Origin of the sequence: Pseudomonas baetica (genome assembly GCF_051216495.1) — a bacterium.
In the GTDB taxonomy this organism is placed as follows: Bacteria; Pseudomonadota; Gammaproteobacteria; order Pseudomonadales; family Pseudomonadaceae; genus Aquipseudomonas; species Aquipseudomonas baetica_B.
Genome location: NZ_JBPKAM010000011.1, coordinates 1 through 26839, shown reverse-complemented (window position 1 = coordinate 26839; position 26839 = coordinate 1). Strand labels below are relative to the sequence as shown.

The 26839-nt window shown below is 61.5% G+C and carries 20 protein-coding genes; 12 read left to right on the top strand and 8 right to left on the bottom strand.

Annotated elements, in window-relative coordinates:
- Nucleotides 1-19 precede the first annotated feature (19 nt).
- From ACSFE6_RS06645 to ACSFE6_RS06635, 3 genes are read right to left on the bottom strand one after another with little or no spacing between them, the layout of a single operon-like run.
- Complete coding sequence (locus ACSFE6_RS06645; protein ID WP_435426848.1) at nt 20-1549, bottom strand: tripartite tricarboxylate transporter permease; 1530 nt, start codon at nt 1547-1549, stop codon at nt 20-22.
- On the bottom strand, nt 1546-2079 hold the full coding sequence (locus tag ACSFE6_RS06640; RefSeq protein ID WP_435426847.1) for a tripartite tricarboxylate transporter TctB family protein: 534 nt from the start codon (nt 2077-2079) through the stop codon (nt 1546-1548). Before ACSFE6_RS06640 ends, ACSFE6_RS06645 begins: the two co-directional genes overlap by 4 nt.
- A 53-nt stretch (nt 2080-2132) precedes the next feature.
- On the bottom strand, nt 2133-3146 hold the full coding sequence (locus tag ACSFE6_RS06635) for a Bug family tripartite tricarboxylate transporter substrate binding protein (RefSeq protein WP_435426846.1): 1014 nt from the start codon (nt 3144-3146) through the stop codon (nt 2133-2135).
- A gap of 487 nt (nt 3147-3633) precedes the next feature.
- Here ACSFE6_RS06635 and ACSFE6_RS06630 point away from each other — a divergent pair, with 487 nt between their 5' ends.
- The 7 genes from ACSFE6_RS06630 (at nt 3634) to ACSFE6_RS06600 (ending at nt 12580) form a co-directional block, all read left to right on the top strand.
- Nucleotides 3634-4974 carry an MFS transporter gene (locus ACSFE6_RS06630; protein ID WP_435426845.1) on the top strand — a complete coding sequence of 447 codons (1341 nt, stop codon included), beginning with the start codon at nt 3634-3636 and terminating at the stop codon, nt 4972-4974.
- Nucleotides 4967-5923, top strand: coding sequence for an amidohydrolase family protein (locus ACSFE6_RS06625; RefSeq protein WP_435426844.1), 957 nt, complete (start codon nt 4967-4969; stop codon nt 5921-5923). The genes ACSFE6_RS06630 and ACSFE6_RS06625 overlap by 8 nt, the downstream gene beginning before the upstream one ends.
- Nucleotides 5920-6924: a 4-hydroxythreonine-4-phosphate dehydrogenase PdxA gene (locus ACSFE6_RS06620; protein ID WP_435426843.1), complete on the top strand. Its 1005-nt coding sequence runs from the start codon at nt 5920-5922 to the stop codon at nt 6922-6924. The genes ACSFE6_RS06625 and ACSFE6_RS06620 overlap by 4 nt, the downstream gene beginning before the upstream one ends.
- A gap of 470 nt (nt 6925-7394) precedes the next feature.
- Nucleotides 7395-8714: an MFS transporter gene (locus tag ACSFE6_RS06615; protein WP_435426842.1), complete on the top strand. Its 1320-nt coding sequence runs from the start codon at nt 7395-7397 to the stop codon at nt 8712-8714.
- 33 nt (nt 8715-8747) lie between these two features.
- Nucleotides 8748-9923 (top strand): L-rhamnonate dehydratase, encoded by a 1176-nt coding sequence (locus ACSFE6_RS06610; protein ID WP_007972458.1) that lies wholly within the window; start codon nt 8748-8750, stop codon nt 9921-9923.
- 59 nt (nt 9924-9982) lie between these two features.
- Nucleotides 9983-10978 (top strand): AraD1 family protein, encoded by a 996-nt coding sequence (gene araD1 / locus ACSFE6_RS06605; protein ID WP_435426841.1) that lies wholly within the window; start codon nt 9983-9985, stop codon nt 10976-10978.
- 21 nt (nt 10979-10999) lie between these two features.
- Complete coding sequence (locus ACSFE6_RS06600) at nt 11000-12580, top strand: aldehyde dehydrogenase (NADP(+)) (RefSeq protein ID WP_435426840.1); 1581 nt, start codon at nt 11000-11002, stop codon at nt 12578-12580.
- Between the two features lie 130 nt (nt 12581-12710).
- Here the strand turns inward: ACSFE6_RS06600 and ACSFE6_RS06595 are convergent, their stop codons facing one another.
- A complete protein-coding gene (locus ACSFE6_RS06595) occupies nt 12711-13592 on the bottom strand; it encodes a DMT family transporter (protein ID WP_435426839.1) in 882 nt (293 codons plus the stop codon).
- Between the two features lie 157 nt (nt 13593-13749).
- Between ACSFE6_RS06595 and aceK the strand changes: the two genes are divergently transcribed.
- The 3 genes from aceK (at nt 13750) to ACSFE6_RS06580 (ending at nt 20925) form a co-directional block, all read left to right on the top strand.
- The gene (gene aceK / locus ACSFE6_RS06590) at nt 13750-15459 is read left to right on the top strand and encodes a bifunctional isocitrate dehydrogenase kinase/phosphatase (RefSeq protein WP_435426838.1); all 1710 of its coding nucleotides are present in this window, start codon (nt 13750-13752) and stop codon (nt 15457-15459) included.
- A gap of 124 nt (nt 15460-15583) precedes the next feature.
- On the top strand, nt 15584-19495 hold the full coding sequence (gene hrpA, locus ACSFE6_RS06585) for an ATP-dependent RNA helicase HrpA (RefSeq protein WP_435426837.1): 3912 nt from the start codon (nt 15584-15586) through the stop codon (nt 19493-19495).
- A gap of 308 nt (nt 19496-19803) precedes the next feature.
- A complete protein-coding gene (locus ACSFE6_RS06580) occupies nt 19804-20925 on the top strand; it encodes a beta-ketoacyl-ACP synthase III (protein WP_435426836.1) in 1122 nt (373 codons plus the stop codon).
- A 67-nt stretch (nt 20926-20992) separates the two neighbouring features.
- Here ACSFE6_RS06580 and xopAW read toward each other — a convergent pair whose 3' ends face one another.
- The 3 genes from xopAW to ACSFE6_RS06565 form a co-directional block, all read right to left on the bottom strand.
- On the bottom strand, nt 20993-21655 hold the full coding sequence (xopAW, locus tag ACSFE6_RS06575) for a XopAW family type III secretion system calcium-binding effector (RefSeq protein WP_435426835.1): 663 nt from the start codon (nt 21653-21655) through the stop codon (nt 20993-20995).
- 138 nt (nt 21656-21793) lie between these two features.
- Nucleotides 21794-22849, bottom strand: coding sequence for a sensor histidine kinase (locus tag ACSFE6_RS06570; RefSeq protein ID WP_435426834.1), 1056 nt, complete (start codon nt 22847-22849; stop codon nt 21794-21796).
- Nucleotides 22849-23607, bottom strand: a complete 759-nt coding sequence (locus ACSFE6_RS06565; RefSeq protein WP_435426833.1) for a response regulator — start codon at nt 23605-23607, stop codon at nt 22849-22851. Before ACSFE6_RS06565 ends, ACSFE6_RS06570 begins: the two co-directional genes overlap by 1 nt.
- A 293-nt stretch (nt 23608-23900) precedes the next feature.
- On the opposite strand from ACSFE6_RS06565, the gene pyrF reads away from it, so the two are divergent.
- Nucleotides 23901-24599 carry an orotidine-5'-phosphate decarboxylase gene (pyrF, locus tag ACSFE6_RS06560; RefSeq protein WP_175389663.1) on the top strand — a complete coding sequence of 233 codons (699 nt, stop codon included), beginning with the start codon at nt 23901-23903 and terminating at the stop codon, nt 24597-24599.
- Nucleotides 24600-24721: 122 nt separating this feature from the next.
- Here the strand turns inward: pyrF and ACSFE6_RS06555 are convergent, their stop codons facing one another.
- Nucleotides 24722-25726: an NADP-dependent oxidoreductase gene (locus ACSFE6_RS06555; protein ID WP_435426832.1), complete on the bottom strand. Its 1005-nt coding sequence runs from the start codon at nt 25724-25726 to the stop codon at nt 24722-24724.
- Between the two features lie 237 nt (nt 25727-25963).
- Between ACSFE6_RS06555 and ACSFE6_RS06550 the strand changes: the two genes are divergently transcribed.
- Nucleotides 25964-26725 carry an SDR family oxidoreductase gene (locus ACSFE6_RS06550; protein WP_339555604.1) on the top strand — a complete coding sequence of 254 codons (762 nt, stop codon included), beginning with the start codon at nt 25964-25966 and terminating at the stop codon, nt 26723-26725.
- Nucleotides 26726-26839 lie beyond the last annotated feature (114 nt).

Sequence of the window (26839 nt, the reverse complement as noted above, 5' to 3'; positions counted from 1 at the left end):
CGTTGCCAGCATTGCTGTGTCACAGCACCGATTTTGGCTTGGCGACAGGGGATTTGCGCAAGCCCATCAGCGATTGCAGCGCTTTGGAAATCAACGGCCAGAACAACATCAGGAGGGCTGCCGTGGTCAGGCTGCCCACCAGCGGGTTGGACCAGAAAATCCCGATGTGCCCGTCGGAGAACAGCATTGACTGACGGAACGCATCTTCGGCCTTGTCGCCCAGTACCGCTGCCAACACCAGCGGAGCGATGGGGTAGCCGAGCTTCTTGAACAGATAGCCCAGCGCACCGAAGCCCAGCATCAGTACCACGTCGAAGAACGAGTTGTGCACCGAGTAGGCACCGATGGTGCAGACCATGATGATGATCGGCGCAATGATCGAGAACGGAATGCGCAGGATCGAGGCGAACAGTGGCACGGTGGCCAATACCACGATCAGGCTCACCACGTTGCCCAGGTACATGCTCGCGATCAGGCCCCAGACGAAGTCGTGTTGTTCGACGAACAGCGTCGGGCCAGGGTGCAGGCCCCAGATCATCAGGCCGCCGAGCATCACCGCCGCCGTGGCGGAACCCGGAATGCCCAGGGTCAGCATCGGCAGCAGGGCGCTGGTGCCGGCGGCGTGGTCGGCGGTTTCCGGAGCGATCACCCCTTCGACTTCACCTTTACCAAAGTTCTCGCGGTTCTTCGAGAAACGCCGGGCCAGGCTATAGCTCATGAAGGAAGCCGCCGTCGGCCCGCCGGGGGTAATCCCCATCCAGCAACCGACCAGCGTGCTGCGCACGATCGTCCACCAATAACGCGGCAGTTTCGCCCAGGTCCGCAGGATCACCATCGGCGTGATGCGTGCATGCTCGCCACGGAACACCAGGCCTTCCTCGACGGTGCAGAGAATTTCACCGATGCCGAACAGGCCGATCACCGCCACTTCGAAGCTGATGCCGGTCATCAGGATCGGCTGGTCGAAGGTCAGGCGCAGGTTGCCGGACACGGTGTCCATGCCGACTGCCGCCATGGCGAAGCCGATCATCATTGCCACCACGGTTTTCAATGGCGGGTTCTTGCTCATGCCGATGAAGGTGCAGAACGCCAACAGGTACACCGCGAAGAATTCCGGCGAGCTGAACGACATGGCGAACTCGGCAATGCGGGTTGACAGGAAGGTCAGCAGCAACACGCCACAGAGGGCGCCGATCAGCGCCGAGCTGAACGCGGCGGTCAGGGCTTCGGCAGCACGCCCTTCGCGGGCCATCGGGTAGCCGTCGAAGGTGGTCGCCACCGATGAGGGCTCACCGGGTATGTTGAACAGGATCGAGGTGATCGAACCACCGAACAGCGCCCCCCAATACATGCACGACAGCAGGATGATCGCCGACACCGGCGACATGGTGAACGTAAGCGGCAACAGCAGTGCCACGCCATTGGGGGCGCCGAGGCCGGGCAGTACGCCGACGAGGATGCCCAGCAATACACCGACCACCATCAGGCCGATATGGCCTGGGGTGAGGATCAGGTTCATGCCTTGCAACAGGGAATCGAATTCGCTCATTTGAAGTGTCTCCCGGCCAGGGCAATCCAGTCGCCCAGGGGACCTGCATCCAGCGGGACCTTGAACCACAGCGCGAAAATCAGATAGCTGGCGAGCACCGCGCCGAGGGACACGCTGGCGATCATCCACTTGCCGTAAGGTTTGGCGCGCACCCTGTCGCGCCACATGAACCAGGCAATGAACGCCGCCGAGGCGAGGTAAATGCCGGTGAACGGCATGGCGCCGACGAACAGTGCAATCGGTACGAACACCGACATTACTTGCCTGAATGCACTGCGACTGACGAAGGAAACGCTCAGGGCTTGCCAGCGCACCAGGGCTAGCACGCCGTTGGCCACGCTTGCGGCGCTCAATAACAGACCGATGTAGAAGGGGAAGTAACCCGGCTCGGGGCCGGCATCGCCCCAACCGATACCTTGTTCGAGGCTGCCGAACATCACCACCACGCCGATCAGGGTGGTGAACAGCGTCAGGCCAAGCTCGACCCAGCGGGTGCCGACCAGCGCCGGTGAATCCGAAGAATGGGACATGAAGAGGTCTCCAGCAGGTGACGGCCGCCCGCGAGCGAGCGGCCGTGGCAACGTCAGTTTTTCAGCCAGCCGGCTTCCTTGAACACCGGCGTGACACGGGCGGTGTCCTGCTCGATGTAGGCGGTCAGCGGCTCACCTTCGAGGAAGGTCGGCACCAGGGCGTTCTGCTTCACGTACGCCTTGAACTCATCGGTCTGGGTGACTTTGCGCATCAGCTCGACATAGAACGCACGCTGCTCGGCGCTGACGTCGCCGGGCATGAACACGGTGCGCGGGAAGCGGTACTGATCGATGCCCAGGCCCTGTTCGTGGCAGGTCGGGACGTCGGCCCAGGCTTTGTCGCCGGCGACTTTTTCGGTGTAGCTCATGCGCTCCTTGCTGAACACGCAGAGCGGCTCGACCTGATCGCCGCGCCATTGGCTGATGCTTTCGCTGGGGTTGTTGACGTTGGCGGCGATGTGCTTGCCGGCCAGCTGGGTCGCGGCTTCGCTGCCGCTCTTGAAGGGGATGTACACCAGTTTGCTGTTGGTGGTCTGGTTGAGTAGCAGGGTCAGGGTCTGGTCGACGTCCTTGGACTGGCTCCCACCCATGCGCAGGTTCGATGGATCAGCCTTGACTGCTTCGTAGAAGCCTTTGGCGTCCTTCCACGGCGCACCCTTGTAGCTCCAGAGAATGAAGTCATCCTCGGCCACGGCGGCAATCGGCGTCAGTTCCTGCCATTGGTAGCCGAGCTTGGACACCAGTGGCAGCAGATAGATGTTGTTGGTGCCGATCACCAGTTTCTCGGCATCGCCCTTGTTCATCTTCATGTCGAGAAACGCTTCGGCGCCGTTGCCGCCGCCCTTGTTGAGGACGATGGTGTTGACGTCGAGCAGTTTGTGGGTGGTGATGATCGATTGGATCAGGCGACCGAGCTGGTCGGTGCCGCCGCCAGGACCACCGGCGACGACGATTTCAACGTTCTTGTCCGGTTGCCAGGCATGAGCCAGCGCGGGGAGGGCGCCGGCGGCGATCAGGGTGCAACCAAGAAACAGACGGGATGTGCGACGGACGAATGCATTTCGCATGGAAGGGCCTCGTTGTTTTTGTAGTTGTTATGAGTGACTTGTCTGTGCGGTAAAGCCGCAAGCCTGGGTCGAGTGTGGGAACGCCGCGTCGCCGCGTCTAGTCAAAACAATACATACACCGATAGCCTGGGGTTATAGCTCACAAGTGAAAACACAGCAGCGAATGCTCAAAGCCGTGGACCAGAGCGATATTGGTAACAAGTCGAAACAGTAGAGTTTTGCTGAAAGCGCAGTGAAAGACAGGTATGCCATAACTCGAGGCTATCGCCTGATTTCAAGTTTTGATTAGACGGTTATCGCTGGGCCTTCGATAGTGCTCACCAAGGCCGCTTTTCCTGTAGGAGCGAGCATGCTCGCGATGGTCGTTAACGATGACATGGGGTGCCTGACACCCCGTGGTGCTCTCAGGTTCATCGCGAGCATGCTCGCTCCTACAGACAGACGGCAAAGTTGTTCCCCGACAAAAATAATAAAAGAGGTACGCACCATGGCTCGTCCCAGTGCTTCCCTGCATTTGCCCGGCGCCGATGTTTCGTCCGCCGCCGTTGCAACCCCGCAGGCCACCACCCTCAAAGCCAGCAATGTGCACTGGCGGATCTTCGCGATCATCTTTGCGTTGACCATGGTCAACCTGATCGATCGGGTGTCGCTGTCCATCGCCATGCCCACCATCGCCCATGAGTTTTCCCTGTCTCCCAGTATGCAGGGGCTGATCCTCAGCAGCTTTTTTTGGGCCTATGCGTTGTTGCAGATTCCCGGCGGCTGGTTGATCGATCGCTTTGGCCCGCATCGGGTGATCGGTTGGTCCACCGGATTGTGGGGCACGTTTCAGGTGCTGGCGGCGTTTGCCACCGGTGGCTTGTCGCTGTTGTTTGCCCGCGTGGCGCTGGGGGCCTCGGAAGCGCCGCTGTTCCCCTCCGGTGGCAAGTTGATTTCCCTGTGGCTGGCGCCCAGCGAACGCAGTCGCGGCGCGGTGCTGATGGACAGCGGCAGCCCGCTGGGTGTGGCACTGGGTGGGTTGATCATCGCCTTTCTGATTGCAACGCTCGATTCCTGGCGTTTGGCGTTTGTGATTGCCGGCGTCGCGACCTTGGCGCTGGCTTGGCTGGCATGGCGCTACCTGCGCGATGACCCCAACAGCCACCCGCAGGTCAATGCGCTGGAGCTGGAAAAGATCAACGCCGGGCGCGCCACGCCCGTCAGCGAAGCCGCCCGTGCGCCCGTCAAGGGCTTGGGCATCGCCCTCCGTTCCCTGAGTGGTCTGCTGATCGGGCGGGCCAGTTGGGCCATGGTGTATTTCGGTCTGCTGACCTGGGGGCCGAGTTATCTGTCCCAGGCTCGCGGCTTTGATATCAAGGGCATTGGCGCGGCGACCTTCGTGATTTTCATCTGCGGCGCCCTGGGTTCGCTGACCGGTGGTTTTCTCTGCGATGGCTTGATCCGCAAGGGCGTGCGACGCGGGGTGGCGGTCAAGAGCCTGCTGGCGTTCTCCGGCCTGGTGGCCCTCGGCGCCTTCCTGTTGTTGCCGACGCTGAGCAATCCCTATGCCGCTGTGGCGCTGTTGGCCCTGACCGCGTTTTTCCTTATGTGGGGCAGTCTCTACTGGAGTTTCCCGGCGTTGTTGGCAGCCCCGGCACGGGTCGGCCTGATCGGCGGCGTGATGAACATGGCCGGCAGCACCGGCGGTATCGCGGTGCCGATTCTGGTGGGCGTGATCCTGCAAATGTCCGGCGGTTTTGCCCCGGTACTCGGGTTCTTTGCGGCGTGCTCGGCGGTGTTTGTGTTTGCAACGTTGTTCATCAGTCTCGACGAGGTACGCCATGGATAAGCGTTGGAATGGCCCGATCATCGACGCCCATCATCACTTCTGGGACCCGGCCGTCAACGATCACCCGTGGCTCGCGCCCGAGGCGAGCATCCCGTTTCGCTACGGTGATTACAGTGCGATCAAGCGCCGCTATTTTCCCGAGGATTACTTCGCCGACGCCGGTGAGCATCGGGTGGTGCAGACCGTGTACGTGGAGACCGAGTGGAACCCGCAGGACCCGATTGGCGAAACCCGTTTTATCGAGCAACTGGCCGCCCGCTACGGCGTCCCGAATGCGATCGTTGCACAGGCTTGGCTGGATCATCCGGACGCCATTGCGGTATTGACCGAACAGGCCTCTTACAAGTGCGTGCGCAGCGTGCGGCACAAGCCCGGCGGGCCGGCATCACCCGAACAGTTCGGTCGCGTGCGCAGCCTGATGAGCGACGAACACTGGCGGCGCAGTTATGCCGCGCTCGAAGGCCTGGGCCTGCATTTCGACTTGCAGACGCCTTGGTGGAACCTGCCCGAGGCTGAACGGCTGGCCCGGGACTTTCCCGGCATCACCCTGATTCTCAACCATGCCGGATTGCCCAATGACCGCAGCGCCGAGGGCCTGGCGGGCTGGCGCACGGCAATGGCGCGACTGGCCCAGTGGCCGAACGTGCAAGTGAAGATTTCCGGTTTGGGTCAGGCGGGCCGGGCCTGGCGCGCCATCGACAACGCCTGGATCGTGCGCGAGATCATAGCCATGTTCGGCAGCCATCGAGCGATGTTCGCCAGCAACTTTCCGGTGGACAGTCTGTGTGGCTCTTTCGATGACATCTACAGCGGTTTCAAATCCATCGTCGCCGATCTGCCGTTGGCTGAGCAGGAGCGGCTGTTCTACAGCAACGCGCAGCGGGTCTATCGCTGCGAGCCTTGCGCCCTTGACCGGGCAGCGCCTGAATCCTTGAGGAGTGAAGCATGAAAAAAACCACCATCGCCATGGTCCTGGGCGACCCGGCGGGCATTGGCCCGGAACTGATCGCACGCCTGCTCGGCGAACCCGAGGTGCGCAGCCAGGCCCAGGTGATCCTGATTGCCGACGAAGCCGAGATGCGTCGCGGCATGCGCATTGCCGGGATGGAGTTTCCCTATCGCCGGGTGGAGTCGCTGGAGCAACTGTCGTTCATTGATGACACGCCACTGTTCTACGATTTCCGCGGCGACACGGTTGGTGAATTCCCGCGCAGTGAAGCCAGTGTGATTGGCGGTCGCTACAGCCTCGACACCTTGGAAAAAGCCCTGCGCCTGACCGAGGCCGGCACCACCGATGCGGTGCTGTTCGGGCCGCTGAACAAGACGTCGCTGCACATGGCCGGCATGGCCCACAACGACGAGCTGCACTGGTTCGCCGAGTTGCTGGATTTCCACGGGCCGTTCTGCGAGTTCAACGTGCTCGACAATCTCTGGACTTCGCGGGTGACGTCTCATGTGGCGCTGTCCGAGGTGTCGGGGCTGTTGAGTGAGAAACGGGTGGTGGAAGCGATCCAACTGATTGACACCGCCCTCAAACGCAGCGGCCTGGAAAAACCGCGAATCGGTGTCTGCGGGCTCAATCCGCACAATGGCGACAACGGCTCGTTCGGTCGTGAGGAACTGGACATCATCGGCCCGGCGGTGCGTTCGGCCCAGGCACTGGGGATCGCGGCGGAAGGGCCGTATCCGGGGGACACGATTTTCCTCAAGGTCCAGGGCGATGCCAGCGCCTTCGACGCGGTGGTGACCATGTACCACGATCAGGGGCAGATCGCGATCAAACTGATGGGCTTCTCCCGTGGCGTCACCGTACAGGGCGGCCTGCCGATCCCGATCACTACCCCGGCCCACGGTACCGCCTTCGACATAGCGGGGCAGGGCAAGGCCAACGTCGGCGCCACGCGCCAGGCCTTCGAAATCGCCTGCCGGATGGGCGCTAACAACAACTAAACGCATTACCCCTGTGGGAGCGAGCCTGCTCGCGAAATCGGCTAGGCAGACACTATGGAAGTGACTGTCACACCGCTTTCGCGAGCAGGCTCGCTCCCACAATGATTTGATGGTGTCGCACGAATTTGTGACCCATGCAAAACCCTGTGGGAGCGGGCTTGCCCGCGAATGCAATCTGCCAGACACCTTTGAAGTGACTGACAGAACGCATTCGCGAGCAAGCCCGCTCCCACTTTTTTTGTGCGATGGCTGATAACTCGATCTACCCATTAACCGGATTTTGCTATCACCCCAGGTTATCGATGGATGTGCATAAGTGATTATCCGAGCCCCTTTGCGCTGGCTAAAGTCGCTCCATCGAATGAACGCAACCGGCCATTTCGAGCCGCTGCAATCAGGCGAATGACAACTACAAAAAGCCCGCCTTGTCACTTCCGCAAGGCACAGACCGGCAGTAAAGGAACACACCCATGACCCGTCCAGATTCCGCCCTGGTTTTGTCCAGTGCCATCTCCAAAAGCCGGCTGCGTTTGCTGCCGTTCCTGATCCTGATGTACATCCTGGCCTTCATCGATCGCTCCAACGTCGGCTTCGCCAAGGCAGCGTTGCAGGCGGACACCGGCCTGGGCGATGCCGCGTTTGCCTTTGGTGCGAGCATCTTCTTTATCGGCTATGCGTTCTTCGAAGTGCCGAGCAACTACATGCTGCATCGCCTCGGCGCCAAGGTCTGGCTGTGCCGGATCATGGTCACCTGGGGGCTGGTGTCGGCGGCGATGATGTTCGCCCACAACGCCGAAACCTTCTACGTGCTGCGCTTCTTGCTCGGTGTGGCTGAAGCCGGGTTCTTCCCGGGCATCATCCTCTACCTCACCTACTGGTTCCCGGCGCAGAGCCGTGGCCAGGCCCTCGGTCTGTTCTACTTCGGCCTGCCGCTGGCGCTGGTGTTGGGCAGTCCGTTGTCGGGTTGGTTGCTGGACTTCCACGGTGTGTTCGGCCTGACCAACTGGCAGTGGCTGTTCGTGGTCGAAGGCCTGATGGCGTCGGTGGTGGGCATTGCCGCGTACTTCTATCTGGTCAACCGTCCGGCCCAAGCCACATGGCTCAGCGTCGAGGAAAAACTGGCACTGGAAAAAGCCCTGGCCGATGAGGACGCGCAGAAAAAACACAGCAGCCCCCACGGTTTCCTCAGTGCCCTGCGCAACCCGAAAGTGCTGCAATTCTGTGTGGCCTATTTCACGATCCAGATGAGCGTGTACGGCGTGGTGTTCTACCTGCCAACGCGAATTGCCGGTCTGCTCGACGGGCACGTCGGTTTGAACGTCGGCCTGATCACGGCGATTCCATGGATCTGCGCGCTGATCGTGACCCGTATCGTCACCCGTTATGCCGACCGCACCGGCCAGCATCGTCGTCTCGCCGTGTGCATGCTGACCATGGCTGCCGTGGGCATCGCCGCCTCGGCGCTGGGCACCAGCATGGTGCCGGTGGTCCTCGCGTTCTGCTTCGCCGCTGCCGGTTTCGTCACGGTGCAGCCACTGTTCTGGACCATCCCCACCAGCTACCTCAGCGGTGCCGCCGCAGCCGGCGGGATCGCCCTGATCAACTCCCTCGGCAACCTCGGCGGCTTCGTCGCGCCGAACCTGAAAACCGTGATGGAAACCTCGTTCGCAGACCCCCGTGCCGGCATGTTCGCCCTGGCCATGGTCGGCATCCTGGGCGCCATCCTGCTGTCCCGACTTCGCACCACCCACACATCCCCCTCGCAGCTCACACCGGCTCAGGTTGGCTGATCACTACCCAAGCGTTAGCAAGGAACTGTATTCATGAAAATCAAAGCAATCCGTACCCGCGTTTTCGAGTGGAAAGGCAAGGTCGTTCCACCCCAAGCGCACTTCTGCACCAACGCCAGCGACATTCTTTTCGAACGCGGCGACGCCATGGGCTCGTTCCGTTTCCACGGTTGGCTGGTGGTGGAAGTCGAGACCGACACCGGTCTTGTCGGCATCGGTAACTGCGCCCTGGCGCCGCGCGTGGCCAAGGAAATCATCGACACCTACCTGGCACCGATTGCCATCGGCGAAGACCCGTTCGACAACGAATACATCTGGCAGAAGATGTACCGCCAGAGCCACGCCTGGGGCCGTAAAGGCATTGGCATGGCGGCGATCTCGGCGATCGACATCGCGATCTGGGACATCATGGGCAAGGCGGTGAACAAACCGGTGTTCAAGCTGCTCGGCGGCCGCACCAAGGAAAAAATCTGGACCTACGCTTCCAAGCTCTACGCCAACGACAACCTCGACCTGTTCCTCGAAGAGGCTCAGGGTTATCTGAACCAGGGTTTCACCGCGTTGAAAATGCGTTTCGGCTACGGTCCGAAAGACGGCCCGGCGGGCATGCGTCGCAACATCGAGCAAGTGCGCGCCTTGCGTGAACTGGCAGGCCCCGACGTCGACATCATGCTTGAGTGCTACATGGGCTGGACCCTGGAATACGCCCGGCGCATGTTGCCGAAACTGGCCGAATTCGAACCGCGCTGGCTGGAAGAGCCGGTGATCGCCGATGACATCGAAGGCTACATCGAGCTGAAAAAAATGGGGATCATGCCGATCTCCGGCGGCGAGCACGAATTCACTTCCTATGGCTTCAAGGACCTGCTGGAACGCCGCGCCGTCGACGTGATCCAGTACGACACCAACCGCGTGGGCGGCATCACCGCGGCGCGCAAGATCAACGCCATGGCCGAAGCCTGGTCGGTACCGGTGATCCCCCATGCCGGGCAGATGCACAACTACCACCTGACCATGTCCACCACCGCCTCGCCGATGGCCGAGTTCTTCCCGGTGTTCGACGTCGAGGTCGGCAACGAACTCTTCTACTACGTGTTCAAGGGCGAGCCGCAGCCGGTCAACGGCTACATCCAGCTCGACGACAACAAGCCGGGCCTGGGCCTGGAAATCTCCGATGAGTACCTGAGCGACTTCAACATCATCGAATGATCTTGTGGTGAGGGGATAAATCCCCTCACCACTCATCCACGACTTTCCGGAGGGCCGACATGCGCCTGATTCAATTTGAAAACACTGCCGGTGAGCGCCAGGTTGGCGTCGTCGACGGCGCACGGATTCAGGTGCTTAGAAGCACCCAAAGCACCCGTGAACTGGCACTCGCGGCGATTCGCGCCCAACGCAGCCTGCAGGAAGAAATCGCCCAGCGTGGTACCGAGCCCGGCCCGGACTACGCCGATCTGCTGCAGCAGTGCAGAGTCTTGCCGCCGCTGGACCATGAAGACCCGGCCCATTGCCTGATCAGCGGCACCGGCCTGACCCACCTGGGCAGTGCCTCGGCGCGGGACAAAATGCACCAGCACGACGGTGAAGTCGAAGCCGGCATGACCGACACCATGCGCATCTTCAAATGGGGCCTGGAGGGTGGCAAACCGGCGGACGGGCAGGTCGGTGCGCAACCGGAGTGGTTCTACAAGGGCGACGGCAGCATCGTCGTGCGTCCCGGTGCGGACTTCCCGGTACCACCGTTCGCCGAGGACGCGGGTGAAGAGCCGGAACTGACTGGCCTCTATGTGATCGGCGATGACGGCTTGCCGTATCGCGTGGGCTACGCCTTGGGCAACGAGTTTTCCGACCATGTCATGGAGCGTCGCAATTACCTGTACCTGGCGCACTCGAAACTGCGCTTCTGCGCCTACGGTCCGGAGCTGCGCGTCGGTGAATTGCCGAGACATCTGGTGGGCACCAGCCGCATCAAGCGCAACGGCGTAACGATCTGGGAGAAGGAGTTTCTCAGCGGCGAGGACAACATGTGCCACAGCCTGGCCAACCTCGAATTCCATCACTTCAAGTACGCGCAGTTTTTGCGCCCCGGCGATGTCCACGTGCATTACTTCGGCACGGCCACGCTGTCGTTCGCCGATGGCGTGCGGACCCAGCCGGGGGATCGTTTCCAGATCAGCCTCGATGAGTTCGGTGCACCGCTGGTCAACGGCATTGGCGAGAGTGCCCAACCGCTGCCGATCGGCCAGGTGCGTGCACTCTAAATCTGCCAAAAGGAAATGCTCATGACCATGATTCTGGGACATAACTACATCGGCGGGCGTCGCAGCGCCAACGGTACCTTGCAGTTGCAAAGCCTCGACGCCACCACGGGTGAGCCATTGCCCGGCCGGTTTTTCCAAGCCAGTGAAGCCGAAGTGGACGCCGCCGCCAAAGCCGCCGCGTCGGCTTACCCGATTTACCGCAACCTGAGTGCGGAAAAACGCGCGATCTTCCTTGATGCCATCGCTGATGAAATCGACGCATTGGGCGATGATTTCGTCGCCACCGTGTGTCGTGAAACTGCATTGCCGGCCGGGCGTATCCAAGGTGAGCGCGGTCGCACCAGCGGTCAGTTGCGCCTGTTCGCCAAGGTGCTGCGTCGCGGGGACTTCTACGGTGCGCGGATCGACCGTGCCTTGCCCGAGCGCCAGCCATTGCCACGCCCGGACCTGCGCCAGTACCGCATCGCGCTGGGACCTGTCGCCGTGTTTGGCGCCAGTAATTTCCCGCTGGCATTTTCCACCGCCGGTGGCGATACCGCTTCGGCACTGGCAGCCGGCTGCCCGGTGGTGTTCAAGGCCCACAGTGGGCACATGGCAACGGCCGAATGGGTGGCGGACGCGATCATCCGCGCCGCCGAGCGTACGCAAATGCCGGCCGGTGTGTTCAACATGATCTATGGCGGTGGCGTCGGCGAGTGGCTGGTCAAGCATCCGGCGATTCAGGCCGTGGGCTTCACCGGGTCGCTCAAGGGCGGTAATGCCCTGAGCCACATGGCCGCGACCCGGCCGCAACCGATTCCGGTATTTGCCGAGATGTCGAGCATCAACCCGGTATTCCTGCTACCTGAAGCGCTGGCAGTGCGCGGCGAGCAGATTGCAGCACAACTGGCCGGATCGGTGACCTTGGGTTGCGGTCAGTTCTGCACCAATCCCGGTCTGGTCATCGGCCTGCGTTCACCGCAGTTCAGCCAGTTCCTGAACACGTTTTGCGCCACCATGAACGAGCAACCGGCGCAGACCATGCTCAACGCAGGCGCATTGACCAGCTACAGCCGAGGCCTGGGAGAACTGCACGAGCATCCGGGCCTGACACACCTGGCAGGCAGGCCGCAGCAAGGGAATCAGGCGCAGCCGCAAGTGTTCAAGGCAGACGTCAGCCTGTTGCTCAAGGGCGATGAGTTGCTTCAGGAGGAAGTGTTCGGGCCGACCACGATCGTCGTTGAGGTCGAGGATCAGGTGCAGTTGGCTGCTGCCTTGCAGGGCCTTCGCGGGCAATTGACGGCGACTTTGATCGGCGAACCTGAGGAGTTGCTGGAGTATCGCTGGCTGGCGGAATTGCTGCAGGAGAAGGTCGGGCGGATTTTGCTTAATGGCTACCCGACCGGAGTCGAAGTCTGCGAAGCAATGGTGCATGGCGGGCCGTACCCGGCGACTTCGGATTCGCGGGGGACGTCCGTAGGGACGTTGGCGATCGACCGTTTCCTGCGGCCGGTGTGCTTCCAGAATTACCCGGATGCGTTGTTGCCCGAGGCGTTGCAGAACAGCAATCCGTTGGGGATTCGGCGGTTGGTGGATGGGGAGTTGAGCCCGTCAGCCTTGTAGTGCCTGAACAATTGTCATCGCTGGCAAGCCAGCTCCCACAGGTTTTGGAGTCGTACACAGATTATGTGTATGTCATCAATCACTGTGGGAGCGGGCTTGCCCGCGATGGCGTCATCAGCCACACCTCAAACTACTTGGCTGGTTTCAACACCAACCACAACGCCAACCCGATCAAAACCCCGCCATACACATGCGCCATCGACAGCGGCTCATCGAGAAACAGCGCCCCCCACAACACCCCGAACAACGGAATCAGGAAGGTCGTGGTCATCGATTTCACCGGACCAATCGAACTCAGAAGCCGGAAGTAAATAATGTAGGCAAACGCCGTGCAGCCCAGGCCCAACCCAAGCAATGACAGCCATACGCTCCAGCCGCCCCAGCTCAACGGTGGCTGGCTGATCACGCTGTAACCGAAAAGCGGCAGCAGGAACAACGTCGCGCCAAGCATGCTGCCCAGTGCCGACAAACGGCTGTCGAGGCCACCGGCCTGATCGAGCCAGCGCCGGGCCAGGAAACCGGCAAAACCGTAGCACGTGGTGGCGAGCAGGCAGGCGACAGCGCCCATCAACAACCCGATATCGAACGCCACCGGGCCCGCGCGAGTCAGCACGCCAACCCCGAACAGGCCGAGAAAAACTCCGCCGAGCTTGGCGGCGCTGAGCCTTTCATGGAAAAACAGGCCGCCGATCAGCACGCCCATCAGCGGCGTGGTGGCGTTGAAAATCGACGAATAACCGGCGGGCAGCACCTGTGCTGCAACGGAGTACAGCGTCGCCGGAATGCCGGAGTTAATCACCCCGAGCAGCATCACGGTCTTGAGTTTGCCCTTGAAGTCCCAACGGGTGCGCATCAGGCCAAGAATCACCAGCAACCCGACAGCGGCAATGGACACACGGAAAAACGCGGTGGGCAGGGAGCCGATCACCGGGGCGATGATGCGCATGAACAGAAAACTCGCTCCCCAGATGGCCGCCAGGAACAGTAAACGGAAAATATCGACGGGGTTCACAGCGAGTTCCTTCCTTGATGAGGGCGAGAGTGTTGCTGACAGCCTTGTCCGTGGCAACCGAAAACCAGGCATTTAATTCGGCCGGAAAATTACACTTCTCCTGCACCCGCTTCACTGGCTAAGCTCAAGGCTCGAAAATTCCCGCAGAGGTCTCACCATGCCGCAGCAATGGCCAGCCGCCGATATCGCCCGCTTGATCCTCGATGGCTTTGACGATTACCGCGAGCATTTTCGCCAGATCACCGACGGCGCCCGGGCCCGTTTCGAGCAGGCCCGGTGGCAGGAGACGCAGTCGGCGTCGGCGGCGCGGATCAACCTGTACGAAGAAAAGGTCAGCGAAACGGTGGAGCGCCTGCGCACGGCGTTTGACGCCGACACCCTGGACGTCAGTTGCTGGCCGCTGGTCAAGAGCGCCTATATCACGCTGATCGACCTGCGCTTCGACGATGAGCTGTCCGAGACCTGGTACAACTCGATTTTCTGCGGGCTGTTCAGCCATGACCTGATCAGCGACGGCTGCATGTTCATCCACACCACCCGGCCAAGCCTGCGCCGGGCGAGGGCGGCGCAAACCCGTACCTACAAACCACAGGGCCAGCTGTCGGGCATGCTGGCGAGCATCTTTGCCGACTATCGCTTCAGCGAGGACTACGCCGACCTGCCCGGCGACCTGCGTCGCCTGGAAGCGCAATTGCGCGAAAACCTGCCGGACTGGGTGTGCAAGGACCCGGAATTGAGCGTCGAGCTGTTTTCCTCGGTGCTCTACCGCAACAAGGGCGCCTACCTGGTGGGGCGCATCTACACCGCCGATGAGCAATGGCCGCTGGCGATTCCGCTGCTGCACCTTGAAGGCCACGGCATCCAGATCGATGCGCTGATCACCGACGAAGCCGACGTATCGATCATCTTCTCCTTCACCCGTTCGTATTTCATGGTGGATGTACCGGTGCCGGCAGAGTTCATCGGCTTCCTCAAACGCATCCTGCCGGCCAAGCACATCGCCGAGTTGTACACCTCGATCGGCTTCTACAAACATGGTAAGTCCGAGTTCTACCGGGCGCTGATCAATCACCTGGCCAACACCGACGACCAGTTCATCATGGCCCCGGGCGTGCGCGGCATGGTGATGAGCGTGTTTACCCTGCCGGGCTTCAACACCGTATTCAAGATCATCAAGGACCGATTCTCACCGTCGAAAAACGTCGACCGTGCGACGGTGATCGAGAAGTACCGCCTGGTGAAAAGCGTCGATCGCGTCGGGCGCATGGCCGATACCCAGGAGTTCGCCGACTTCCGCTTCCCGCTGGGCAAGTTCGATCCGGCGTGCCTGGAAGAACTGCTGGAAGTCGCGCCGTCCACGGTCTCGGTGGAAGGTGACACGGTGCTGATCCGCCACTGCTGGACCGAACGGCGCATGACGCCGCTAAACCTGTACCTGGAAAACGCCAGCGAGGCGCAGGTGCGCGAGGCGCTGGAAGATTACGGCCTGGCGATCAAGCAACTGGCGGCGGCGAACATCTTTCCCGGCGACATGCTGCTGAAGAACTTTGGCGTCACCCGTCACGGCCGCGTGGTGTTCTACGACTACGACGAGATCTGCTTCCTCACCGAAGCCAACTTCCGCCACATCCCGGCACCGCGTACGCCCGAGGACGAAATGGCCTCGGAGCCCTGGTACTCGATCGGGCCGCTGGACGTATTCCCTGAAGAATTTCCGCCGTTCCTGTTTGCCGACGCCGGGCAGCGCAAGCTGTTCGATAAGTTGCATGGCGAGTTGTACAACGCCGATTACTGGAAAGGGCTGCAAGAGGCGATTCGGGCCGGGAAGGTGATTGATGTGTTCCCGTATAGGAGGAAGCAGCTGTAAGCCACAAGCTTCAAGCTGCAAGATAAAGCCGCGTTCAACTTGTAGCTTGTGGCTTGCCGCTTGAAGCTGCTTTTCTGCGACAATCCGCACCCTTGCGCCACTACACGACCGAACTACGTACCCGATGACCGACGAATCGCCCTCCATCGACAAACTGCTGAAAAACCTCGACCAAGCCATGCTCGCCGACCGTCACCGGCTGCGGCGGCAGTTGCTCGAGCTGCGCAAGAAACCTGACGAGGTCAAGCTGGCCCAGTGGGTGGCGCGGATGCAGGCGTCCTGTGATCAGGTGCTGGCGCGCAAGGCCAGCCTGCCAGTGATTCGTTATGACGATAGCCTGCCGATCGCCGCCAAGCGCGACGAAATCAAGAAGGCGCTGGAAAAGCATCAGGTGCTGATCATCGCTGGCGAAACCGGCTCGGGTAAAACCACCCAGTTGCCGAAGATCTGCCTGGAAATCGGTCGCGGCCAACACGGCCTGATCGGCCACACCCAGCCGCGCCGGATTGCTGCGCGCAGCGTGGCCAGTCGGGTTGCCGAGGAACTGGGCACGCCATTGGGCGCGCTGGTCGGTTATCAGGTGCGCTTCGAGGATCAGAGCGACGCCAATACCCTGATCAAATTGATGACCGACGGCATCCTGCTGGCGGAAACCCAGAACGACCGTTACCTGGAACGCTACGACACGATCATCGTCGACGAAGCCCACGAACGCAGTCTCAATATCGACTTCCTGCTCGGTTACCTGAAAACCCTGCTGCCGCGTCGTCCGGACCTGAAAGTCATCATCACCTCGGCGACCATCGATCTGGAGCGCTTTTCCAAGCACTTTGACGATGCACCGATTGTCGAGGTTTCCGGTCGCACCTTCCCGGTGGAAACCTGGTATCGCCCGCTGACCCTGGAGCAGGACGAAGAAGGCAACCGCGTCGAGGACGACTTGACGGTGGATCAGGCAATTCTCGCCACCCTCGACGAAATTGCCGCATACGAACGCAGCGAACGACGCAGCCCCGGCGATGTGCTGGTGTTCTTGCCCGGCGAGCGGGAGATCCGCGACGCTGCCGACATGCTGCGCAAGGCTCAGCTCAAGCACACCGAGATTCTGCCGTTGTACGCACGCCTGTCGCCCGCCGAACAACAACGGATCTTCCAGTCGCATCCGGGGCGTCGGGTGGTGCTGGCGACCAACGTCGCCGAAACCTCGCTGACCGTGCCGGGCATTCGCTACGTGATCGACAGCGGCACCGCGCGCATCAGCCGCTACAGCTACCGGGCCAAGGTCCAGCGCCTGCCCATCGAAGCGGTTTCCCAGGCCAGCGCCAACCAGCGTAAAGGTCGATGCGGACGAGTCGAACCGGGCATTTGCGTGCGCTTGTACAGCGAAGAGGATTTCCTCGGCCGGCCGGAATTCACCGATCCGGAAATCCTGCGCACCAACCTGGCTGCGGTGATTCTGCAGATGCTGCACCTGCGCCTTGGCGAGGTCACCGCATTCCCGTTCATCGAGCCGCCGGATGGCAAGGCCATCAGCGACGGTTACAACCTGCTGCAAGAACTCTCGGCGGTCGATCGCAACAGCCAGCTGACCCCGCTTGGCCGGCAATTGGCGCGGCTACCGGTGGATCCGCGCATGGGGCGGATGTTGCTGGAGGCGGCGAAGCTGGGCAGCTTGCAGGAAGTGTTGATCGTCGCCAGTGCCATGTCGATCCAGGACCCGCGCGAGCGTCCGCCGGAGCGTCAGCAAGCGGCGGACCAGGCTCACGCGCAATGGAAAGACGCCGACTCGGACTTTGCCGGGCTGGTCAATCTATGGCGGGGTTTCGAAGAGCAACGCCAAGCGCTCACCGCCAACCCGTTGCGTAACTGGTGCCGCAAGAATTTCCTCAACTACCTGCGTTTGCGCGAGTGGCGCGATTCCCATCGTCAGTTGAGTCTGATCTGTCGCGACATGCAGTTGAGCCTCAACAAAGAGCCGGCGGATTACCCGAAACTGCACAAGGCGGTGCTGGTGGGGTTGCTCAGCCAGATCGGCCAGAAGACCGAAGAAGGCGACTACCTCGGCGCCCGCCAGCGGCGCTTCTGGATTCATCCTTCGTCGGGGATCGGTAAGAAACGCCCGCAATGGCTGATGACCGCCGAACTGGTGGAAACCACCAAGCTCTATGCGCGCATGGTCGCCAAGATCGATGCCGACTGGATCGAGCCGCTGGCCGGGCACCTGATCAAGAAAAACCACTTCGAACCCCATTGGGAAAAGAAGCGCGGCCAGGTGGTGGCGTTCGAACAGATCACCTTGTTCGGATTGATCGTAGTCGGCCGTCGGCCGGTGCATTACGGGCCAGCGGACCCGGTGGTGTCCCGCGAACTGTTCATCCGTGAAGCGCTGGTACGGGGCGAGATCCAGTCGAAGGCCAAATGCCTGACCGCCAACAAGCAATTGCTGGAACAGCTCGATGAGCTGGAAGCCAAGGCGCGTCGTCGCGACATCCTCGCCGACGAAGAAACCCTGTTCGCTTTCTACGATGCACGGCTGCCGGCAGAGATTCACCAGACCGCGACCTTCGACAGCTGGTACCGAGTCAACAGCCAGAAAAATCCGCAGCTGCTGATCATGCGCGAAGAAGATGTACTGGCCCGCGAGGCTAGCGAAGTCACCGCCCAGCATTACCCGGACACCCTGCACATTGGCGATCTGGAACTGGCGCTGAGCTACCACTTCGAACCTAACCACCCCCGCGACGGCGTGACCCTGCGCGTGCCGGCGCCTCTGTTGCCGATGCTGCCGCCAGAACGCCTGGAATGGCTGGTGCCGGGTGTCATCGAGGCCAAGTGCATTGCCTTGGTGCGTAACCTGCCCAAAGCCTTGCGCAAGAATTTCGTGCCGGTGCCGGACTTCGTCAAGGCCGCCCTGCAACGCATGACCTTCGCCGAGGGCTCGTTGCCCCAGGCGTTGGGTCGCGAGCTGCTGCGCATGACCGGTGCCCGGGTCAGCGATGAAGCCTGGGCCGAAGCGGCGCAGCAGGTGGAAAACCATCTGCGCATGAATCTGGAGATCGTCGACGCCCAGGGCAAGTTCCTCGGTGAAGGTCGGGATCTGGCCGAGCTGACAGCCCGTTTCGCCGAAGCCAGCCAAGCGGCGTTGGCCGTACCGCAAACCGCGAAAAGCCAGCAACCGGTGGAGCCGAAAGTCTTCGCCGCCGTGGCCGAGAAAACCCAGCAGAAGATTGCCGGGCTGTCGATGACGGTCTATCCGGCGCTGGTGGAGGAGGGCGGCACGGTCAAGGAGGGGCGTTTCTCGACGCCGGCCGAGGCCGAGTTCCAGCATCGTCGCGCTTTGCAGCGCTTGCTGATGCAACAACTGGCGGAGTCGGCGAAGTTCCTGCGCGGCAAGCTGCCGGGGCTGACCGAACTGGGCCTGCTATATCGCGACATGGGGCGCGTCGATGCGCTGGTGGAAGACATTCTGCTGGCCAGCCTCGACAGCTGCATTCTCGAAGGTGAAGACCCCTTGCCCCGTGACGGTGCCGGGCTGGCGTCGCTGGCCGAGCGCAAGCGCGGTGCCTGGACCGAACACGCCGAGCGCGTGGCGAAGCTGACCCTGGAAATCCTCAAGCTCTGGCATGGCCTGCAAAAACGCTTCAAGGGCAAGATCGATCTGGCGCAAGCCGTGGCCCTGAACGACATCAAGCAGCAGCTCAGCCAACTGGTGTACCCGGGTTTTGTCCGGGAAACGCCGATGCAATGGCTCAAGGAGCTGCCGCGTTACCTCAAAGCCATCGAACAGCGCTTCGAGAAGCTGGGCGCCCAGGTGCAGAAGGACCGGGTATGGAGTGGCGAATTGGCCAATCTCTGGACTCAGTACCAAACCCGCGCCAGCAAACACGCCCAGGAAGGCAAGCGCGATCCACAGCTGGAACTGTATCGCTGGTGGCTGGAGGAGTACCGGGTGTCGTTGTTCGCCCAGCAATTGGGGACCAGGGTGCCGATCTCCGACAAGCGCCTGGGCAAGCAGTGGAGCCAGGTAGAGCCCTGAACCCTGTGGGAGCGAGCCTGCTCGCGAATGCGTAGTACCAGAAAACATCACTGTTGGCTGATCCACCGCTTTCGCGAGCAGGCTCGCTCCCACAAGTAACTCATCGTTCTTGAGAAAGGCGCCAAAATCTAACGTTTATGGCAAACTTCGCGACCATAAACGCCGGTTTCGCGACCCAGAGCCTTTGGCCGGGGTGCTTGTCGGACTACAGCGATGCCAGGTTTGCGTCCCCCGGATGGGAATAGACCCTTTGCGTATTGGTACGTCGGTGCCAATGCTTTCTGCCTGAACAGATTAGAGACACGACCATGCATAACGTCGTCATCAGCGGCACCGGCCTTTTCACTCCGGCCAACAGCATCTCCAACGAAGAGCTGGTGCAGTCTTTCAATACCTACGTGGCGCAATTCAACGCCGATAATGCCGACGCCATTGCCCGTGGCGAAGTCGAAGCGCTGACCGAGTCCAGCGCAGCGTTCATCGAAAAAGCGTCCGGCATCAAGAGCCGCTTTGTCATGGACAAGGAAGGCATCCTCGACCCGAAACGCATGGCGCCTCGTCTGCCGGAGCGGTCCAACGACGAATGGTCGGTACTTTGCCAAATGGCCATTGGCGCCGCTGAACAAGCGCTGCAGCGTGCCGGCAAGACCGCAGCCGACATCGACGGCGTGATCGTCGCCTGCTCCAACCTGCAACGCGCCTACCCGGCCATTGCCATCGAAGTTCAGGAAGCACTGGGCATCCAGGGTTTCGGTTTTGACATGAACGTGGCCTGTTCCTCGGCAACCTTCGGCATCCAGACCGCTGCCAACAGCATCCAGCTGGGCCAGGCCCGGGCAATCCTGATGGTCAACCCGGAAGTCTGCACCGGTCACCTGAACTTCCGCGACCGCGACAGCCACTTCATCTTCGGCGACGCTGCAACCGCCGTGATCGTCGAGCGTGCCGATCTGGCCACGTCCAAGTACCAGTTCGATGTGGTTAGCACCAAACTGCTGACCAAGTTCTCCAACAACATTCGCAATAACTTCGGCTTCCTCAACCGCGCTGCGGAAGAGGGCATTGGCGCCAGGGACAAACTGTTCGTGCAGGAAGGCCGCAAGGTGTTCAAGGAAGTCTGCCCGATGGTGGCCGAGTTGATCGGCACGCATCTGGAAGAGAACCAGCTCAACGTCAGCGATGTGAAACGCTTCTGGCTGCACCAGGCCAACCTCAGCATGAATCACCTGATCGTCAAAAAACTGCTGGGTCGCGACGCCACCGAGCAGGAAGCGCCGGTGATTCTCGACACCTACGCCAACACCAGCTCCGCCGGTTCCGTGATTGCGTTCCACAAGAACCAGGACGACCTGCCGGCCGGTTCGCTGGCGGTGCTCAGCTCGTTTGGTGCCGGGTACTCGATCGGTAGCGTGATTCTGCGCAAGCGTTAAGTTCAGCTTCACTCAGAGCCATTGTGGGAGCGAGCCTGCTCGCTCCCACAATGGTTTCTGGCGGGCTTCAGGTCGCCACGTTCAGGTGCTTGCCCACGCTTGCCACGCTGTCGAGCGAATACTGCTTGCTCAGGTTGGCGATCATTTTGTCCAGGGCTTCGCGGGTGGCCGATTGGGTCGAATCGCCAGTGGTGTCGGCGTTGAGGCTACTGAACTGTTCGTTGGCGGACGTTTGTGGCGGTGGCGCAAGACTGGCGGCGAGTTCGTCCTGGCTGACGACGCCGTCCTGGTTCTTGTCCAGCGCCGAGAAAATTTCCGTGCTGTCGGCGCTGCTGCCGGCGCTGGTCAGGCCGCTGCTCAGTTCATCGTTGCTGATGGCGCCATCACCGTCGGCGTCCAGGGCGCTGATCAACGCGTCAGCGAGTTCGGTGTCCGGCGCCTGATCCCGTGGCGGTGGGGGAGGAGGGGCCATTGCGGCCATCTCTTCGCTGCTCAGGCTGCCACTGTCGTCACTGTCCAAGTCGGCGAAATTCTTGCTCAGGCTGACCAGCAGGCCATCGTCGCTTTTCTGCGACAACGCACTCTTGAGTTCATCCTGATCCACCGAGCCGTCGGTATTCGTGTCCAGCTTGGCGAGCAGTTCTTTCTGGAACTGTTGTGAACGGGCGCTGTTGGCGGTGGTACTGGCGGTGCTGGTGTAGCTCGAATAGCTGCTAACGCTACCTATCATTGGGCTCACTCCTTGGAAGGAAAAGCCGGTGGGTGTACCGGCTCATGCAGCCTCAATGGACAAGGTGTCGTGGGTGTGTAGGATTTGTAGCGCTTGGAATACATCGTTGTCAGGCTAGCCGAGCACCCTGTGGGATATTCAAATGCGTGGCAGGCGAATGACGGCAGTCAGTCCACCACCGGGAGTTTCTTCCAGGTTCAACTGCCCGCCCAGCCGTTGCGCTGCCTCGCGGGCGATGGTCATGCCCAGGCCGACCCCGCCGGAATTGCGATTGCGCGAACCTTCGAGGCGAAAGAACGGTTCGAATACCGCTTCGCGTTGCTCCAACGCGATCCCCGGTCCATGGTCGATGACCCGGATCACCAGGTGTCCGCGATGGTCCTCCAGGGTGATCAACGCCTGTCCGGCATAACGCAGGGCATTGTCCAGCAGGTTGTTGATGCAGGAGCGCAATGCCATCGGCTGCACTTGTAGCGGTGCACAATGCCCCAGGGCCTGGACATCGGCACCCTGGTCCTGAGCGTTTTCGCTCAGGGACTCCACCAGCGCTTGCACATCCATCCACTGCGGCGCCTCGCTGGTGCGCTGTTCGTGAAGGTAGGTGAGGGTCGCATCGAGCATGCTGATCATGTCGTCCAGATCCTGACGCATCTGACCTTGCAACTTGTCGTCGTCGATCTGTTCCAGTCGCAGCTTGAGCCGCGACAGCGGCGTGCGCAGGTCGTGTGACACGGCGCCGAGCATCCGCGAGCGTTGTTTGACTTGCTCGAGTATCCGTCGCTGCATTTGGTTGAAGGTGTGCGCCGCCATCCGCGCTTCACGAGGACCGGATTCTTCCAACGGCGGGCTGTCGAGGTTCTCGCTCAAGCGCTCGGCGGCATCGCTCAGGCGCTGGATGGGGCGACTCAGCAGTTTGGCGCCGTACCAGGCTGCAATGATCAGCGAGATCAATTGAAAGGTGAACGGCACCACCGGCCCGCCGAACCACGGTCTTGGCGGACGGTTTTCGAACCGTGGGTCTGGTGGCTGGCGTTGGCCCTGGACATCTCCTGCTGAGACGGGAGGTGGCGGCGGGGGAGGTGGCGGGGGGCCGTAGTGGTGAAACCAGATGAATGCCAACAGGTGCGCGATGATGATCGCCAGCATCAGCACGCCAAACAGGCGGCCGAACAGCGTATCGAAGCGCCCGCGCATCAACCGATGTCTCGGGCGTCGAACAGGTAGCCCTCACCGCGCACGGTTTTGATCAGTTGTGGCGCTTTCGGGTCGTCACCGAGCTTCTGCCGCAGGCGTGATACCAGCAGGTCGATGCTGCGATCAAAGGCCTCGATCGAGCGACCGCGGGCGGCGTCGAGCAGTTGTTCGCGGCTCAGGACCCGGCGCGGACGTTCGATGAACACCCAGAGCAGGCGAAACTCGGCGTTGGACAGCGGCACCACCAGGCCATCGGCAGCGATCAACTGGCGCAACACGCTGTTCAGCCGCCAGTTGTCGAAACGAATGTTCGCCCGCTGTTCGGTGCGGTCGTCGCGCACCCGACGCAAAATGGTCTGGATGCGTGCCACCAGTTCCCGGGGTTCGAATGGCTTGGCCATGTAGTCGTCGGCGCCCAGTTCCAGGCCGATGATCCGGTCGGTGGGTTCGCAGCGGGCGGTGAGCATCAGGATCGGGATGTCAGACTCGGCGCGCAGCCAGCGACAGAGCGACAGACCGTCTTCGCCGGGCAGCATCAGGTCCAGCACCACCACGTCGAAATGTTCTGCCTGCATGGCCAGGCGCATCGCGGCGCCATCGGTCACGCCGCTGGCGTGGATGTTGAACCGGGCGAGGTAGTCGATCATCAATTCGCGGATCGGGACGTCATCGTCGACGATCAGGGCGCGAATGCTCCAGCGTTTGTCGTCTCCGGGCGCTTTTGGGTCGTCGTTCACAGGGGCGTGGGTCGTGTGCATGCGTGCATTCATCTGCCGTATAGGCTGCCAACCACAAAGATAGGCGGCGAGGTTGTGGCTTCAGCATAGGCGTCCGGCCCGGAGGCGGGAAGTGCTGTAAGGACATGTTGCGGCTGGCGAGGGTAGCGGCCAAGGGTGTTGTGGACGTGTCGGGAATGTACCGAACTCGACACAATGGCCGCAAAGACTAGTCTTGCCTGAGCGTTCTCGACGATTTACCGATCATCGGGTCCCCCAGCGGCGCTGGTTCCGCTACAATGCGCGCCGATTTCGACTTGCCTGAGAGCCCGCTCATGTCCGCCTGCCAGACTCCTATCATCGTCGCCCTGGATTTCCCCACCCGTGACGCCGCACTGAAGCTGGCCGATCAGTTGGACCCGAAACTGTGCCGGGTCAAAGTCGGTAAAGAACTGTTCACCAGCTGCGCATCGGAAATTGTCGGCACCCTGCGCGACAAGGGTTTCGAAGTGTTCCTGGACCTCAAGTTCCACGACATCCCCAACACCACCGCCATGGCGGTCAAGGCCGCCGCGGAAATGGGCGTATGGATGGTCAACGTGCACTGCTCCGGCGGCCTGCGCATGATGGCTGCTTGCCGTGAAGTGCTGGACAAGCGCAGTGGCCCGCAGCCGCTGCTGATCGGCGTGACCGTGCTGACCAGCATGGAGCGTGAGGATCTGGCGGGGATCGGCCTGGATATCGAACCGCAGGAGCAAGTTCTGCGCCTGGCAGCACTGGCGGAAAAGGCCGGAATGGACGGCCTGGTGTGCTCGGCACTGGAAGCCCAAGCCCTGAAATCGGCACACCCGTCGCTGCAACTGGTAACCCCGGGGATTCGCCCCGCGGGCAGCGCCCAGGACGACCAGCGCCGCATCCTGACCCCGCGTCAGGCGCTGGAAGCCGGTTCCGATTACCTGGTGATCGGCCGTCCGATCAGCCAGGCGGCGGATCCTGCAAAAGCGTTGGCCGATGTTGTGGCTGAGCTCGCCTGATCAAACGCTAAATATTCAAATGTGGGAGCGAGCCTGCTCGCGAAGAGGGAATGTCAGCCGACATCAATGTTGACTGATACACCGCTTTCGCGAGCAGGCTCGCTCCCACATTGGTGACTGCTTTAAACCTTCAGAACCAACTTCCCGAAATTCTCCCCGCTGAACAGCTTCATCAGCGTCTCCGGGAACGTCTCCAGTCCCTCTACGATGTCTTCCTTGCTCTTGAGCTGCCCTTTGGCTATCCAGCCGGCCATTTCCTGCCCAGCAGCGGCAAACTGTGCGGCGTAATCCATTACCACAAAGCCTTCCATCCGTGCGCGGTTGACCAGCAGTGACAGGTAATTGGCCGGCCCCTTGACCGCTTCCTTGTTGTTGTACTGGCTGATGGCGCCACAGATCACCACCCGTGCCTTCATGTTCAGGCGGCTCAATACCGCGTCGAGGATGTCGCCGCCGACGTTATCGAAATACACATCGACGCCTTTCGGGCATTCACGCTTGAGGCCGGCGATGACGTCTTCGTTCTTGTAGTCGATGACGCCGTCGAAGCCCAGTTCATCGATCAGGAATTTGCACTTGTCGGCGCCACCAGCGATGCCGACCACCCGGCATCCCTTGATCTTGGCAATCTGCCCGGCAATGCTGCCCACCGCGCCGGCCGCCCCCGACAACACCACCGTCTCGCCAGACTTCGGGGCGCCGACGTCGAGCAGGGCGAAGTATGCCGTCATGCCGGTCATGCCCAGCGCGGACAGGTATCGCGGCAGCGGTGCCAGATTCGGATCGACCTTGTAGAAGCCTCGCGGCTCACCGAGGAAATAATCCTGCACACCCAGCGCACCATTGACGTAGTCCCCGACTGCGAACCCAGGGTTGTTCGACGCCACGACTTTACCGACACCCAAGGCTCGCATCACTTCACCCAGGCCCACCGGAGGGATGTAGGACTTGCCCTCGTTCATCCAGCCGCGCATGGCCGGGTCCAGGGACAGGTATTCGTTTTTGACCAGGATCTGACCCGCCGCCGGCTCGCCGACCGGTACTTCCTGATAGGTGAATGTCTCGCGGGTTGCCGCGCCGACGGGACGTTTGGCGAGCAGGAATTGGCGATTGGTCTGGGCAGTCATGACAGGCACTCAAGATGAATGAAGCCTTGTTGATAGACCTTCAGGCGCGATGCCGCAAGTTTGGCTGATGCGGCGAATGCAGCTTGATCCAGTGCAGTGATAGTTGGTACGGCTGTTCCATCACTGCAACTCATGGTCGCCCAACCGGCCTTCTGATAGTGCTGCCGCGACAGGAGGCGCTGTGGCTAGACTGGGAAAAAAGCGATCCCCCGCACACTTCTCTTCGAGGACATAACAATGAGCATGACGTTTTCCGGCCAGGTCGCCGTTGTGACAGGCGCCGCCAATGGTATCGGTCGAGCGACCGCCCAGGCGTTCGCCGCCGAAGGCCTGAAAGTGGTAGTGGCTGACATGGACACGGCGGGCGGCGAGGGGACGGTTGCGCTGATTCGTACAGCGGGCGGCGAAGCGACCTTCGTGCGCTGTAACGTCACCGTGGAGAGTGAAGTAAAAAACCTGATGGACGAGGTGATCAACACCTACGGCCGACTCGACTATGCCTTCAACAATGCCGGCATCGAGATCGAGAAAGGCAAGCTGGCCGAGGGCACCGTCGACGAGTTCGACGCGATCATGGGCGTCAACGTCAAAGGCGTCTGGTTGTGCATGAAGTACCAGTTGCCATTGCTGCTGGCCCAGGGTGGCGGGGCGATCGTCAACACCGCATCGGTGGCCGGTCTGGGCGCCGCGCCGAAAATGAGCATCTACGCCGCCTCCAAGCACGCGGTGATTGGCCTGACCAAATCGGCGGCCATCGAATATGCCAAGAAAAAGATCCGGGTCAATGCGGTATGCCCGGCCGTGATCGACACCGACATGTTCCGCCGCGCCTATGAAGCTGATCCGAAGAAAGGCGAATTCGCCAATGCCATGCACCCGGTGGGGCGCATCGGCAAGGTCGAGGAAATCGCCAGCGCGGTGTTGTACCTGTGCAGCGATGGTGCAGCGTTCACCACCGGTCATTCATTGGCGGTGGATGGTGGCGTTACGGCGTTCTAAACCACAAAAAACCGGACCTGGGGGGGGGGGGGGGGGGGGGGGGGGGGGGGGGGGGGGGGGGGGGGGGGGGGGGGGGGGGGGGGGGGGGGGGGGGGGGGGGGGGGGGAGGGGGGG

Bases quoted from the DNA above. Each gene is read 5' to 3' on its own strand.
- ACSFE6_RS06645 (WP_435426848.1), bottom strand. From the start codon at position 1,549: ATGAGCGAATTCGATTCCCTGTTGCAAGGCATGAACCTGATCCTCACC.
- ACSFE6_RS06640 (WP_435426847.1), bottom strand. From the start codon at position 2,079: ATGTCCCATTCTTCGGATTCACCGGCGCTGGTCGGCACCCGCTGGGTC.
- ACSFE6_RS06635 (WP_435426846.1), bottom strand. From the start codon at position 3,146: ATGCGAAATGCATTCGTCCGTCGCACATCCCGTCTGTTTCTTGGTTGC.
- ACSFE6_RS06630 (WP_435426845.1), top strand. From the start codon at position 3,634: ATGGCTCGTCCCAGTGCTTCCCTGCATTTGCCCGGCGCCGATGTTTCG.
- ACSFE6_RS06625 (WP_435426844.1), top strand. From the start codon at position 4,967: ATGGATAAGCGTTGGAATGGCCCGATCATCGACGCCCATCATCACTTC.
- ACSFE6_RS06620 (WP_435426843.1), top strand. From the start codon at position 5,920: ATGAAAAAAACCACCATCGCCATGGTCCTGGGCGACCCGGCGGGCATT.
- ACSFE6_RS06615 (WP_435426842.1), top strand. From the start codon at position 7,395: ATGACCCGTCCAGATTCCGCCCTGGTTTTGTCCAGTGCCATCTCCAAA.
- ACSFE6_RS06610 (WP_007972458.1), top strand. From the start codon at position 8,748: ATGAAAATCAAAGCAATCCGTACCCGCGTTTTCGAGTGGAAAGGCAAG.
- araD1 (WP_435426841.1), top strand. From the start codon at position 9,983: ATGCGCCTGATTCAATTTGAAAACACTGCCGGTGAGCGCCAGGTTGGC.
- ACSFE6_RS06600 (WP_435426840.1), top strand. From the start codon at position 11,000: ATGACCATGATTCTGGGACATAACTACATCGGCGGGCGTCGCAGCGCC.
- aceK (WP_435426838.1), top strand. From the start codon at position 13,750: ATGCCGCAGCAATGGCCAGCCGCCGATATCGCCCGCTTGATCCTCGAT.
- hrpA (WP_435426837.1), top strand. From the start codon at position 15,584: ATGACCGACGAATCGCCCTCCATCGACAAACTGCTGAAAAACCTCGAC.
- ACSFE6_RS06580 (WP_435426836.1), top strand. From the start codon at position 19,804: ATGCATAACGTCGTCATCAGCGGCACCGGCCTTTTCACTCCGGCCAAC.
- xopAW (WP_435426835.1), bottom strand. From the start codon at position 21,655: ATGATAGGTAGCGTTAGCAGCTATTCGAGCTACACCAGCACCGCCAGT.
- ACSFE6_RS06570 (WP_435426834.1), bottom strand. From the start codon at position 22,849: ATGCGCGGGCGCTTCGATACGCTGTTCGGCCGCCTGTTTGGCGTGCTG.
- ACSFE6_RS06565 (WP_435426833.1), bottom strand. From the start codon at position 23,607: ATGCACACGACCCACGCCCCTGTGAACGACGACCCAAAAGCGCCCGGA.
- pyrF (WP_175389663.1), top strand. From the start codon at position 23,901: ATGTCCGCCTGCCAGACTCCTATCATCGTCGCCCTGGATTTCCCCACC.
- ACSFE6_RS06555 (WP_435426832.1), bottom strand. From the start codon at position 25,726: ATGACTGCCCAGACCAATCGCCAATTCCTGCTCGCCAAACGTCCCGTC.
- ACSFE6_RS06550 (WP_339555604.1), top strand. From the start codon at position 25,964: ATGAGCATGACGTTTTCCGGCCAGGTCGCCGTTGTGACAGGCGCCGCC.